The following is a 13,038-nucleotide window of genomic DNA, read 5'->3' on the forward strand; positions in this document are numbered from 1 at the left end:
ACCATCGTCACGGCGAGACCGGCGTCCGGCAATTGCCCCGGCCGCCGAGGCACGGGACCTGGCGGCGTCGCGTCGGGACCTGGCGGCTTGGCGTCGGACTTGGCCGGCGTGGGGTGGGAGCTAGCCGGCGAGGTGTGGGAGGAGGGCGGTGGTCAGGCGGGTGGCGATCTTGGTGTGGCCGGCGACGGAGGGGTGGACGTTGTCGGTGCAGTCTGCCTCGGTGATCCAGCCGTCCGTGCTGACGTAGTAGATCGCCGGGTCATCGGCCGCCTTGACCGCGGCCTCGATCTCGACGGCCCACTTCCCGCTGAAGGGGCTGAGGGCAACGATGGTGGAGCGCTGGTACGCCGAGCGCACGCGCGCCAGGTAGTCGCCGTACTCGGCCGGCGTCAGGGTCTCGTCGTTGACGCCGAGGTTGATCACCACCAGGTCGGGGTCCTCGACGCGTTCGGCGCGGGAGCCGGCGAAGTTCCAGCCGAAGGAGTCCAGGCCGGGCGGTACGTCGCCGTTGCCGGTGCGGGTGATCCCCTGCCGGCCGAAGCCCACCTGGTACGACGAGGCGCCGAGGGCCCGGGCGGTCAGATAGGCGTAGGACTTCGTGCCGTCGGCGCCGCCTGATTCCGGGTCGGAACTGAGAGCGCGGACTCCCTGGGTGATCGAGTCGCCGTAGAACTCCAGCCGCGGTCCGCCCGGCCGTCCCGCCAACCGCAGCCGCGTAGAGGAGTCGAGCACGAGTCCGGCGAACACGACCGCGCACTCGAACGGCTGGTTCCACCGGTTCGAGTGCTCGTTGACGTCCTTGACCACGATCTCGACCTTGTGCTGCCCGGGTTCGGCGGTCAGTTCGACCACCGGCCGGTCGATGAGGTGCAGTTCGGGATCACCCTCGTCGAGCGTGATCCACAGGTGCGGCGGCACGGTCAGCCCGTCGATGTCGAACAGCACCTGTACGGCGGAGCCGTTGAACGTGAAGGAGATCCGAGAGCCCGAGTTCACCGTGATCGCGAGCCCCGGCTGGTGACCCCACTGCCCCTCCAGCACGATCCGCGGATCCCCCGGTGCGACAACCTCGCCCGCCACGAACGCCACCCTGCACTCCTCACTCGAACCCACGCCAACCGCGCCCATTCTGCCGGACTGAAGCCGGCCGCCGCGCTGCCGCCCTGGAGGCGGACCTGATCACCAACCTTCCTTGTGGGCGCGGGCCTCGAAGAGGAGGATCCCGGCGGACAGCGCGACGTTGAGCGAGTCGGCCTGCCCGAGCATCGGGATCGACACCGCCTGAAACCCCTGCTGATGCCAGGTCCTCGACAGCCCGCCGCCTTCCGAGCCGACCACGAACGCGGTCGGTCTCCCCCGGTACGCCGTCGCGCGGTAGCTCCCGGTCGCGCTGGGATCGGCGAGGTGGACGTCGAACTCATGCCGGCGCAACCACTCGGCGGCATCGGGGATCGTGTCGAACTCGAGCACCGGCGTGGTGAGCACCATCCCCCGGCTGGCGGCGTACACGGTCGGGTGGGTCAACCTCGCCCGGCGGGACGTGAGCACTAGGCAGTCCGCCCGGCACGCGTCGACGGTACGGATCAGGGTGCCGAGGTTGCCCGCGTACTCGACCCCGTCGGCGACCAGCACCAGCGAGGACTCGTCGAAACTGAAGTCATCCGGCTGCCAGACGGGAAGCCTCGCGATGGAGATCAGCCCGTCAGGTCGCCCCCGGCGGGACAGCCTGGCGAGGAGCTTCTCCGAGATCCGGTACGCCTCGGTGGCTCGCGCGGCCACCCGCGCGGCGACGTCCGCAGTACGGGCGTCTCCTGCTTCGGGGCAGTAGATGAAGGTTTCGATGGTGGTCGGGGTGTCGAGGAGCTGGTCGTGTTCCCAGCCGCCTTCGACCATGATCCGGCCTGCCGAAGCGTCCTTGCGGAGCGCAAGCAGCTCACGGATCCGGGGGTGCTGAGGGCCGATCGGGCGTGCGTCGAGACGTGACGGTGCCATCTTTGACTCCGGTGAATGAGAACAGCAAACCGCCCGGGGACGCCCGTCTAGGGTCGTCCGCACCGGTACGGCTGCTGGGGTCGGCTAGAGCGTTTGAGGACGCACTAGCCGAGCAGTCTCATCATGCTTCGGAGGGTAGACAAAGCCTTCGCGGCCGTCATCCGATTTTTCAGTTGCGGGTGAGGCGGATGAGTTGGCTGGCGTAGTCGCCGGTGAGGATCGGAGTCAGGCCGTGGGCCATCAGGACCGCACCCGTCAGGGTTGTGCCGTCGTCCAGGCGATACAGCGCGGCACTGTCGAGGCCCCGGAGCCGGATCGGCGGCGGCTGGCTGTCGTACTGCTGGGCCTCTTGATAGACCAGCACGACAGACTCGCGGCGGCTCTCCCTGGGCTGAGGTTCTGTCGACGTGACCGGAGCATTCAGCTGCTGCGGTTCGGCGCTGGGGCTCCGGTCACATCTGGGTGCGAGCCTGGGAGTAGGCGGACGACCTCCGCGACGCTGGTCTGGCTGAAGTCGCGGTACCACTCCCCCACGCTGTTCAGCAGCCGCGGCGTGTGCAGGCAGATGACCTCGTCGGCCACCTCTTCGATCTTGCTCAGGCTGCTCTTGGCGGCGACGGGCGCCGCGACGACGACCCGGCCGGCCGAGAGCGCGCGAGCGACCAGACAGGCCGCCCTCATCGTGGATCCGGTGGCGATACCGTCATCGATCAGTATTACGGTCCGCCCGGTGAGCGTGATCGGCGGCCGGTCGCCGCGGAACCGGATGGCGCGGGCCTCGACCTCGGCACACTCGCGCTCCTCGACCTCGGCCAGATCCTCGGCCGAGAAGCCGGTGGCCTGCAGCAGCGCCTCGTTGATCACCCGGACCCCGCCTTCCCCGACGGCGCCGAGCCCGAGCTCGGGCTGGTAGGGCAACCCGAGCTTGCGCACGACGATCACGTCGAGCGGTGCGTCCAGGTGCCGCGCGACGACCGCGGCGACAGGCACCCCGCCCCGCGGCAGCCCCAGCACGATCACATTCTCGTCGCGCAGCCGCTTCACCGCCGCGGCCAGCCGACGTCCCGCTTCCTCGCGATCGGCGAACATCCTCGGCCCACCCTCTTCGTCCGTTTCCTCCAGTGGAGTCGCCGGGCCCGCCGCTGGCAAGACCTCGCGTCCGCTGCACGGACGCGCTGCCCGGGTGCGAGAGATATCCACAGGCGGGTCTCACTCGGTTTTCGATCCGTCGGTGCGGGTCAGTAGAGTCCGTTTTCTGGCTCTCGGCGGCTTAGGCTGTCGGGTCGGCCGGGCACACGGGAGGAGGTTCGCGATGGACGCGACGTTGCTGGACGCCGAGGCCGAAGCGGCCGTACTGCGGGTCTATCGCCAGGTCTTCGCCGTGCTCGCCCGCGAGGCCGGTGCGATGATCGTCGATCCCGAACTGCTCGACGTCGACCAGGCGATCCTGGACGCGTTCGCCGAGGCCGGCAGCGACGGGCTGACCGTCGAGCAGGCCACCCTCGCCTGCCGCGGCTACCCGCACGACGTGATCGTCCGCCGCTTCGACGTCCTGCGGCAGTACGGCGCGATCACCAAGCTGGTCGACCGGCCGAACGAGTTGCGTCACCGCGCCGCCTTCGCGCCGTACGTGATGCTGATGTTCCTCAAGCGGATGTCGGTGCAGGGCGGCCAGGCCGAGCTGCACCAGTTGCTGACGCTCGAGGCGCACAGCGTGAGCGATCCGCGAGCCACGTCCGAGCAGGGCCAGGCGTCGATCGAGCGGCTGACGAAGGTGTTCCGGTTGCTCGGGAACGAGTTGTCGATCCTCGTCTCGACGAGCACCACGGCGCAACTGCGGGAGAACGCACAGCTCGCCTGGGGGAACGAGCGGCTGATCGAGCAAGCCGAGAAGGTGCACCGGATCGTGCTCGACCGGTGGCCCGCTCTGCACCGGGCGTGCACCCATCTCCGGATGTCCCTGGCCGCCTATGCCGATGCCGTGCAGCTGGCTGCCGGCCGTCTGGTCGAGCGAGCCGGTACTACGCGCGCCCTCGGGTTGCTGCCGATCGAGACCTGGCTGACGTTCACCCGGAGCAGCGAGACGGAGGTGCTCGCGGGAGTGCTCGACGGGCTGCTCTTCGACGCCGCCGCGCCGGACTTCTCGCCCGAGGGGATGCTCGAGGCAGTCGAATCAGGGCGTCGTACCGGTACTGCGCGGATGGCGCCCCCACGGCCTTCGTCGGAGACAGAGGCGCCGGAATCCGCCGCAGCGACGGTTCGGGAGGACCTGCGCGCCGAGGCCGAGCGGATCCTCGCCGGACGCGACAGCGTGAGCATCGTCGACGTCGTGGACGACTCGGGCGACTGGATCACCGCGCGCCGGGTGCTCGCGGAGCTGACCGCGGCTCATCTGCACGACGAGTTGGACTACGAGCTCGTCTGGTCCGACGGGATGCGGATCGATCCGTCGGCCGGCACTCCGTGGGCGACGCACGGCACGTTCAGGCGAGTGAAGCGATGACCTCGGGGGCCGTGGAGAACGGGCGCAGCTACAACGCATTGTGGTGGGCGAAGGTGCAGTCGGCCGGGCCTCTGCAGGTTTCACCCGACACTCCCGCCGTCGCCGGCCTGACCCGCGCGGCCGAACCTGACGGTGAATCCGTGTGGATGCTGCCGACGCTTCCCGACGGGGCCGGGCACAGTGTGTTGGAGGAGCTCGGGACTCCACCGGTCGCGGTCGAGCAGCCGAACGAGACCGCTCGAGTGCTCGCGATCTGCGTGACCTGCTGCTGGCCGGATCGGAGCGGCCCCGCTTGGCCGGGCGTCGTGGGCACACTCACACAGATCAAGGCCGTGTACGCCGATCTGCGCGGCCGTCCCGAGCAGTCGAGCGACCTGACCCTGATCATCGGCAGCCTCCGCCGCCTGCATGCGACCAGCTGGCTCATCTGGAACGAGAAAGCCGGCGAGGTTCGCCTGGGCCCTCGCGTCGTCGCCTGGGGCCCATCGCAGCTGACCGGCCTCCGCGAGCTCTGCCGAATCCTCCCGGATCCACCAACCGCAGTACTGACACCCCGCGGCCCGCTGGACCCCGAACCCGATCCCCTCCCGTCCGAGGACGCGTCGCCTGCCTCTTCCGCTGCAGCTGAGGGGGACTCATGACCGAGCAGCACGCCTTGTTCGATCCATTGCTGCAGGACCTCAGCGACCGCAGCCGCGACGAGGTCCTCGCTGCCTTCAGCGCCGTTCAATATGCGGCGCATCCAGTGCCCGAGGCCCAACTGGCCGGCCTGCGCGACGTAACCCTGCGCCGCCAGGTCCAGAAGATGCTGAAGCTGATCGGTCGGACTCTCGTGCACGTCGACGGCACCCACTGGACCGCCGGCTACGCCGACGACGTAGCGGAAACGCTGACTGCCCAAGGCTGGCAACCGCTGTCGGTGGTCGATCGCGCAGTACTGGTGCTCGTGCTGGTCCATTCAGTCGCGATCCCGCGTAGCGAAGGCATCCTCACCGGCGACAGCTGGAAGTCCGCACGCCCGACGACGGTCGACGAGCTCCGGACCGCCAAGATCAGCAGCGAGGAGCGCAGACTCGCGCTGCAACGACTTCGCGCCGCCGGATTGATCCAGCTGTCCGGCGGCCACTCCGGCGGACCGAGCTACATCCCCGGCCCGCAACTGCAACGACTCACCCCGGCCGCGCGCCGCCGACTGCAGGATCAGCTGATCCTCGCGGCCGCGCCGTCGAGCCCGATCGCGGAGGCCATCCGCGCTCGCAAAGGCGTCACCACGGAAGAAGGAGCGGCATGAGCACACCCACCCCGGCTGAGGACGGCCCGTTCGACATCCTCGGCTCGAAGGTGCTGCTCGGTGTCCAGGTCGTCGACCTGTCCCGGTTGTCGACGCACCCGATCCCGATGGTCGGCCAAGGCCTCGTCACGGTCGCCGGCCAGGGCCCGACCGACTCGAACGGCGCCGGCAAGTCGTCCTGGATCGCCGCACTCTCGCTGCTCCACGCCGACGACCAGTGGCGTCTCACCAGCGGTGCCCCGGGTGCTGCCGAGTTGCTGTTCACCGCAGAAGCCGCCGGCCAGGAAGGCAACTGGTCGAACGTCGATCGCGGCTACATCGTCGGCGTCTTCTCCGACCCTGACCTGACCGAGCTCGCCGACATCGAGGCCGCGACGATCACTGTCTGGATCCGGATCAACCGCAAAGCGTCGTACCTGGATCTCCGCTGGAAGCACGGCCTGCACGTCCCGTACGGCTCGACCGAGGCTGAGCGCGCGGCGGGCGCAGACGCGTTGTGGGCAGCGCTCCCCCACTCCAACGGACGCACCGACTTCCACGCGAACAAACTCTCGACCGTCCTGTATGGCGGCCAGGTCCGCTGCGTGTCGTTCCTCTCGACCTCCGTCAGGTCGTCGCCGACAGCCAACCTGCTGGCGGAGCCGCTGAACGAGCTCGGCCCGGCCCGTATCTTCAACGCGATCGCGACGCTGACCGGGCTGGATCACGAGCTGGAGCAGGAGCAGGCGCACCGTTCTGCCGAGCACACCCAGCGCGAGGCGACCAAGCAGGCGACGGCCGACCTGCTGCGGTGGGAGCAGGAGATGGCGACCGTCGAGGCGGGCATTCTGCAACGTGCCGCTGCGCGCGAGGCGCTGGAGGCTGCGCGCGAATCCTGGCAGGCGCGCTGCGCCCGGCACCTGGTCGACGGCGACGCCCGGAACAGCGAGATCCTGCACGAACTCGCCGAGCTGGACGAGCGCGTGGCCGAACAGGAAGCCCGGCGCGAGTCCGTTGACAGCGAGATCGACGCGTTCGGCAGCGAGGAGAACCTGCTCCGCGACGTCCAGCTGACCCGGCAGGAGCGCGACAAGCTCGACGCCCGTGACCGTGAACTGGATCTAGCGCAGCGTTCGGTCCGCGAGCAGCTCGAACGACTCGGCCAGGAGCACCGGCGGCTGCTGGACGACGGTCGCTCGGCCGATGGACGCGACCTCGCCGCAGCGGCCGAGGAGCAGGCAGAGGCCCGCGCGGTCCTCGAAGAACACATCGGGCTGGATCACGGGGCGCGCTCCTACGTGGATCAGGCGACAGCCGAGCTGCGCGAAGCGGAGAGCGGCCAGACGGTCTCGGCTCCGCAGCAGCAGGTGCTGGAGAACGCCGGTATCGAGTGCGGCGCTCTCACCGACATCACCGAGCTCTCCGTCAAGGACCGCGCCGAGTGGGAACCACGACTCGCGCCGTACCGCGAGGCTGTCGTCGTCGCCGCGGATGACTCCGCCCTGGCCGCGTCCGCTCTGAGCGACGCCGGCTATCCCGGTTTCCTGCTCATCCTGGCGAACCGTCCTGGTGTTGCCGTCTTCAAGGGCGGTCCTTCCTCCGCGGACAAGCGGTTCAAGCTCGATGCGTTCTTCGCGGCGCTGGCCGAGCGCTCTGCCAAAGAGGTCATCGACGAGGCCGCTGGTGTGGTTTCCGTCGGGCAGTTCGAGGAGGCAATCACCGGCCGGACCGCTCGGATCGAGGCCGCCCGCCGCCGCCTGGAGGCCGCAGTCGAAGCGCGCGCCGAGGCTTCTGCCGCGCTCGAACAGGCCCGCGCCCGCGTCGAACAAGCCGAACGCCGTACCGCGGCCGCCCGCGCGCTCGGCACCGCCGCCGACGTCCAGGAGCAGATCCTCGCGCTCCGCGAGGCGAACGACCGCCACGAGGACGACCGCGACGGCCTGGCGCCCGCGCTCCAAGCGGCCAAGGAATCAGCCGAGGCCGCGGCCGGGCAGCAACTCGTCCGCGACGAGCGCCTGAAGAACCTCGAAGCCACGCGGCGCGACTTCGACCGCATCCTCGACGACCTCGGCCGCCGCCGGCTCACCCTGCTCGAGGAGCAGTCCGACCTCGACCTGGTCACCCGCGCCTCCGCCTGGGGATCCACGCCCGCCGAAGCATCGGAGTACCTGCTCGGCCTGCCGAACGACGCCCAGCGCCGTACGACCGCCGACTGGAACCACCAGGCCTGCACGCAACTCGACGACGTCGTACGCCGCTGCTTTCCGAACGCGCGGTCCCGCGAAGAGATCCCGTCGGAGCTCTGGGAGATCCTCAACGGCCCCGACGGCTGGTCGAACGGGACACTGGGCGCTCGGGTCGGCCTCGTGCCGGCGTTGCAGCGCACTCTTGCCAGCCACCTCGCGCAGCACGAGACGTTCGACAGCCTGCAGCAAAAGCAGATCGCCAGCCAGCGCGCCGAGCGGAATGCAGCACTCGAGCGTGCCCGCGAGGGTCTCGGCGAGGCGGAGAGCACGGCCCGGGCCCACCGCGCATCCCTTGCCGACGGCATCAAGGCGCGGCTGCGCCTGGTATCGAACGAGTTCGACCGCCTCGACCAGCAGTACGGCGGGTACGGAGCGAAGCTCGAGTATCCGGAGCCCGACCCGCCGGCCGAGCCCGACAAGCCATGGCGATGGACCGTCACGCCGAAGTGGCGGCGCTCCGAGGGCGGCCCGTTCTCGGCGTTCAACGTCAAGGGCAACACCGCGCAGATGGACGAGAAGGCCGTGAAGCTGGTCTGCGCCGCGGCCCTGGCGGGTGGCAGCGACCGCCCGCTGCTGCTGATCCTCGACGAACTCGGCCGCAACCTCGGCTCCCAGCACCGCCGCGAAGCCGTCGCCCTGTTCGAGCAGATCGGCCGCGACCGCAACATCACGGTGATCGGCGCCCTCCAGGACGACATGGAGCGCTACGCCCTCTCCTCGTCCCGCCTCTACATCAAACTCCGCCGAAGCTCCGACACCATGGCCTACAACCAGTCCCCCGTGGTCAAGGGCAACGAGGAGTACGCCGCCCGGGTGGAACTCCTCCGCGAGTGGCTCGACTCCTACCGCGGCCCCCGCCCAACCCTGGACCTCCCCACCCCCACCCTCGAAGACGCCGCCACCCCCGACCCGCCAGAGAACACACCCCCCGCGGCCGCCGAGCCGACCCCCACAAAGTCCCCCCGCACCAAACCCAAGCCAACCCGCAAAAACACCCCCGCCGAAGACACGAACTAACCCACGGCCGGGGTTGAGCTGGCGGGCCGCCGGGGGTGGTGGGTAGGGCGCGGGGGTTGGTGAGTGAAGGGGTTTGGTGGACGGGCGGTCTGGGGGACGTGGGGTGGGTGTAGGCGTGCGCAGGTTTTTGGCGAGATGTTGCGGAAAGGGGACCCCGGTGGTCGGGGGTGACCTGGGGGTCCCTCACACTGGAGTGGTGACGTGTCAGCAGAGGGGCGTTCGGTTCCGCTTCCGCTGTTCACACGGAGTAGGCGGAGCTCTGGCCAACCCCTCACCGATCGGCGTACCGTCCGTTGGACAGGTCCAGCCGGCAGCTGATCGGAGGGCGTGAGATGGCATCTTGGCTACTGCGCGCTCAGTGGGCTCACCGGGACGAATCAGTCGAACACCGCGCGCTCCGAGTCGGGCGCACGCTGACGGCCGTCGCCGTCGCCTTCCCCGACGTGCACCTGTGGACCCAGGACGAGCGCTGGGGATACCACGTGCTCGAGACCGACGCGGCCACGCCGCTGGAGGAGATGGTCGAGGCGACCACGAAGGTCCTCTCGAACGGCTCGAGCACGACCCGCCTCCACCTGCAGAGCACGGGCGACCTCCCCTGGCTGTTCGACCTCTCCATGGGTGGAACGCTTACGACCGCTGCTGACCAGTTGACGCTCCACTGGAGTGACGAAGACGCCCTCACCCAGTCCGAGCGCTTCGCCCAGGTACTCCGGGCAGTCGTCACGATTTGGGAACCCGAATGGGCCAGCATCGCCGACACCGAACTAGCCGCAGCCGCCGGCGTCTTCCGCCGCGGCATCCCGATGATGGGCTGGCTCACGTACGTCCGGGGCCTGGTAGCCGGCGCACACGGTATCGATATAGCCCTCACCCCCTTCGAACGAGGCACCCTCCTCCAGGCCCCCGTAGCCCCCGCAGACCTGACCCCGGTCCACATCTGCGCCGCCGCCGCCCTAGTAGGCATTGCCCCCGAGTCCCCGTAACATCACGCCGCACACGTGAACGTGAACGCTCGAGGGGCCGCAACTGTCGCGCCAGCTCGGCATTGGCGTACCCCAAGTTGGGTTTCAGAAGACGCGGCGCAAGGCAATCATGGGTTGCGCCGCGGTGTCGGCCGACGGCTACATCGCGTACGCCGATGGCCAGATCGGGTCGTTGTTCGACTGGATGGCGGGTGGCGAGGTCGAACGGAAAATGTCCGAATCCGACGAGCATGCGATGCGCACAACGCAGGCGTCCAAGGACTTCATGCACTCCGTCTACACCGACATCGGGGCGGTCATCATGGGACGGAACCTGTTCGATCAGACGAACGGCTGGAATGGCGTACCGGCAGCGGGTGATCACGTCTTCGTCGTCACCCATGAGCGCCGACGGATTGGGAGCATGCGGACACCGCACCGTTCACGTTCGTCACCGACGGAGTCGAAGCCGCGATCAAGCAGCCACGCGAGTTCTGCGGCGACCGGATCGTCGACGTCGCTGCTGGTCAGATCGGCGGGCAGGCACTGCGGCTCGGCCTGATCGACCAGGTCGTGATGAACGTCGTGCCCGTCGTCTCCGGTGGCGGTAGGCCGTTCTTCGGCGTCATGGACGCCGGCGACGACGTCACGCTCCCCGGCTCGCGTGGCCCAAGGCAATCGTGTCACGCACCTGCTGTACGACGTCGAACACTGATCATTGACCCAACGAACCTGCAGGACGTCAGACCATCAGGGAGATGACCGTGCGCACCTTGCTCGTCGGACTCCGCGCCACCGACCTGGATCGCTCTCGTGCGTTCTACCAGGCACTCGGCTACACCGTCGTCGGAACTGTTCCCGACACCCCGTTCGGCACCCTGACCATGCTCCAGCTGCCGGATGACCCGTTCGTCACCGTCGAACTCGCGCACGACCCCGCCCGGCCGGTCACCGAGACCGGCGGCCTCAACCACCTCGCCATCCAGACGGACGACCTGCACGCCACCATCGCCACCCTGGCCGGCCACGGCATCCAGGCCGATCCGGCGCGGCCAACAGCCGGTCCCGATGAGCCGCTGGTCACCATGGTGCGCGACCCCGACGGCTACCTCATCGAGCTCGTCCAATGGCCGGAAGGACACACCGTCGGAATGACCGCCGACGACTTCAAGAGCGGGTGACCACTGCTCCGGTTGGTGGGCTGCCTCGGCACTGTCCGACCTGACTCGTATCACGGAGACGGCGTAGGCGTGGGCGTAGGGCCGTGACCTGCAGGTTTGCCGGTTGGGGCGGTTGGATGTGCGCACTAAGCGCTCGAGGGTGCGGCCTCGTACCTGATCAAATCGAGTCGGGCTTGCTCAGCCGGGCGGCTATGCGCTCGGCCACCATGATGGTCGGCAGGTTGGTGCCGGCGGCTGGGATCGTCGGCATCACCGAGGCATCGGCAACCCAGAGCCGGTCGACGCCGTAGACCCGGCCTTGGGCGTCCACGACCGCGTCTCGGTCGGGCTCGGTGCCCATCCGGCAGGTACCGACCGGGTGATGGTAGGAGGCGACGCGGGTGCGGATGGAGTCGGCGATCGCGGCGCGGTCGTCGTCCGCGGCCGCCGGCTCTGGTGCGATCTCGGCGCCGGTGACGAGCGTGGCGAGCGGCTCGCAGCGGGCGATCCGGCGGGCCTCGACGGTTGCGTCGACCATTCTGGCGAGGTCGTCGGGGTGGCGAAGGTGTGCAACGTCGATGAGCGGTGGATCGTTGGGGTCGGTGGATCGGAGCCGTACCGATCCCTCCGATTGCGGCGCCATGAGCCCGGCGACGATCCCGAAGATCGCGCCGGATTCGCTGGCCTCACGTTCGACGGGGAACGGTCCGGCTGTGAACAGGTGGAGGTCCGGCGTTCCGGTCGACGTCGAGGAGAGGGTGGCGATCGCCTGGAAGCGCGGTCCCGCGGCCGGTCTCGTGGGTAGGTCGACGGCAACGATCGGGTGGTCGATCAGATGCTCGCCGACGGCCGGCAGATCCGCCACGACGTCGATGCCGAGTGGGGACAGGCGAGCTGCGGGGCCAAGGCCCGAACGAGCGAGGATCGCCGGACTGCCGTAGGCGCCAGCGGCCAGCACGACCCGGTCCGCTTCGAGCAGTTCGCCCGTTGTGGAACGAACCCCGACCACGTGGCCGTGTGCGATCTCTACCCGTCCGATCGTCGTGTCGGAGCAGATGGTGAGGTTCGGCCGGTGCCGGGCGGCGGCGAGGTAGGTGACGGCGGTGCTCATCCGCAGGCCGTCTCGGACGTTGCGTGGCGTCGGTCCGACGCCGAGTGCGCCTGGTCGGTTGTGGTCCGCGACGTAACTGTGCCCGGCCTGAACGGCGGCATCGATGAACGCTCGCTGGATTGGGTTGAGCTCGTCGACCGGATGGCGGCGGATCGGGATCGGACCGTCGATCCCATGCCACTGGTCGGTGAAATCCAGGTCGGATTCCAACCGCTGGAAGAACGGCAAGACCTCAGCGAAGCTCCACCCAGGATTGCCCAGAGCCTGCCAGCGGTCGTAGACGGCCGGTGCACCGCGCATCGCGAAGCAGCCGTTGGTGGCTGAACAGCCACCGATCAGCCGCGCTCGCGGCAGCGGGACACGCCGGTCCAGAAGGTCAGCCTCGGCGTAGTAGCCCCAGTCGTGACCCACCGTCGGCTCGGAGGCGTCGGCAACATCGGCCGGCAGCTCGTCCAGGTTCGGATAGTCCGGCCCGGACTCGACCAGCAACACCGAGCACCCCGCGTCCTCGCTCAGCCGGGCCGCCAGCACGCACCCTGCTGTGCCACCTCCCACCACGATCACATCGGCGCTCATTCGGCCTCCCTCACCTCACGATCGCACGATCCTCCGGCAGCCACGAGCCCGGACTTCCTTGTTGTCTGCGACAACTTCGGTACGCCGAACAGCGTCAGCATCCGCACGTCGTCGCGCTCCTTCACGGACATATCCGGCTCTTCACAGTTGAGGGTGTAGAGCTGATCGGCGCGTCGGTGGCCGGGTAGGGGTCGAGGT

General features: G+C 69.0%; 13 protein-coding genes. 6 read left to right on the forward strand and 7 right to left on the reverse strand.

What is annotated here, in order from left to right; genetic code table 11:
* Positions 1–120: 120 nt before the first annotated feature.
* The 4 genes from ACFPJ1_RS02550 to ACFPJ1_RS02565 form a co-directional block, all read right to left on the reverse strand.
* A complete protein-coding gene (locus ACFPJ1_RS02550) occupies positions 121–1,089 on the reverse strand; it encodes a GDSL-type esterase/lipase family protein (RefSeq protein WP_380101137.1) in 969 nt (322 codons plus the stop codon).
* 90 nt (positions 1,090–1,179) lie between these two features.
* Positions 1,180–1,992 carry a TrmH family RNA methyltransferase gene (locus ACFPJ1_RS02555; protein WP_380101138.1) on the reverse strand — a complete coding sequence of 271 codons (813 nt, stop codon included), beginning with the start codon at positions 1,990–1,992 and terminating at the stop codon, positions 1,180–1,182.
* Positions 1,993–2,161: 169 nt separating this feature from the next.
* Positions 2,162–2,518 (reverse strand): GH36 C-terminal domain-containing protein, encoded by a 357-nt coding sequence (locus ACFPJ1_RS02560; RefSeq protein WP_380101139.1) that lies wholly within the window; start codon positions 2,516–2,518, stop codon positions 2,162–2,164.
* On the reverse strand, positions 2,413–3,081 hold the full coding sequence (locus ACFPJ1_RS02565; RefSeq protein WP_380101140.1) for a phosphoribosyltransferase: 669 nt from the start codon (positions 3,079–3,081) through the stop codon (positions 2,413–2,415). Before ACFPJ1_RS02565 ends, ACFPJ1_RS02560 begins: the two co-directional genes overlap by 106 nt.
* Before the next feature lie 223 nt (positions 3,082–3,304).
* Between ACFPJ1_RS02565 and ACFPJ1_RS02570 the strand changes: the two genes are divergently transcribed.
* The 5 genes from ACFPJ1_RS02570 to ACFPJ1_RS02590 all read left to right on the forward strand — a co-directional run bounded on the left by ACFPJ1_RS02570 (position 3,305) and on the right by ACFPJ1_RS02590 (position 10,014).
* The gene (locus ACFPJ1_RS02570; protein ID WP_380101141.1) at positions 3,305–4,495 is read left to right on the forward strand and encodes a hypothetical protein; all 1,191 of its coding nucleotides are present in this window, start codon (positions 3,305–3,307) and stop codon (positions 4,493–4,495) included.
* The gene (locus ACFPJ1_RS02575; RefSeq protein ID WP_380101142.1) at positions 4,492–5,136 is read left to right on the forward strand and encodes a hypothetical protein; all 645 of its coding nucleotides are present in this window, start codon (positions 4,492–4,494) and stop codon (positions 5,134–5,136) included. Before ACFPJ1_RS02570 ends, ACFPJ1_RS02575 begins: the two co-directional genes overlap by 4 nt.
* On the forward strand, positions 5,133–5,786 hold the full coding sequence (locus ACFPJ1_RS02580) for a hypothetical protein (protein WP_380101143.1): 654 nt from the start codon (positions 5,133–5,135) through the stop codon (positions 5,784–5,786). Before ACFPJ1_RS02575 ends, ACFPJ1_RS02580 begins: the two co-directional genes overlap by 4 nt.
* Positions 5,783–9,028, forward strand: coding sequence for a chromosome segregation ATPase (locus ACFPJ1_RS02585; RefSeq protein WP_380101144.1), 3,246 nt, complete (start codon positions 5,783–5,785; stop codon positions 9,026–9,028). Before ACFPJ1_RS02580 ends, ACFPJ1_RS02585 begins: the two co-directional genes overlap by 4 nt.
* 332 nt (positions 9,029–9,360) lie before the next feature.
* Positions 9,361–10,014 carry a hypothetical protein gene (locus ACFPJ1_RS02590; protein WP_380101145.1) on the forward strand — a complete coding sequence of 218 codons (654 nt, stop codon included), beginning with the start codon at positions 9,361–9,363 and terminating at the stop codon, positions 10,012–10,014.
* A gap of 360 nt (positions 10,015–10,374) precedes the next feature.
* On the opposite strand, the gene ACFPJ1_RS02595 is transcribed toward ACFPJ1_RS02590, so the two are convergent.
* Entirely contained in the window at positions 10,375–10,680 is a 306-nt protein-coding gene (locus ACFPJ1_RS02595; RefSeq protein WP_380101146.1) for a hypothetical protein, read from the reverse strand.
* 71 nt (positions 10,681–10,751) lie between these two features.
* On the opposite strand from ACFPJ1_RS02595, the gene ACFPJ1_RS02600 reads away from it, so the two are divergent.
* Entirely contained in the window at positions 10,752–11,174 is a 423-nt protein-coding gene (locus tag ACFPJ1_RS02600; RefSeq protein WP_380101147.1) for a VOC family protein, read from the forward strand.
* Positions 11,175–11,331: 157 nt separating this feature from the next.
* Here ACFPJ1_RS02600 and ACFPJ1_RS02605 read toward each other — a convergent pair whose 3' ends face one another.
* On the reverse strand, positions 11,332–12,840 hold the full coding sequence (locus tag ACFPJ1_RS02605; RefSeq protein ID WP_380101148.1) for a GMC family oxidoreductase: 1,509 nt from the start codon (positions 12,838–12,840) through the stop codon (positions 11,332–11,334).
* Positions 12,837–13,038, reverse strand: a 202-nt coding sequence (locus tag ACFPJ1_RS02610) for a hypothetical protein (RefSeq protein ID WP_380101149.1), incomplete at its 5' end; no start/stop codon positions are given. The genes ACFPJ1_RS02610 and ACFPJ1_RS02605, both read right to left, overlap by 4 nt.

The organism is Kribbella qitaiheensis, assembly GCF_042657745.1.
Classification (GTDB): domain Bacteria; phylum Actinomycetota; class Actinomycetes; order Propionibacteriales; family Kribbellaceae; genus Kribbella; species Kribbella qitaiheensis.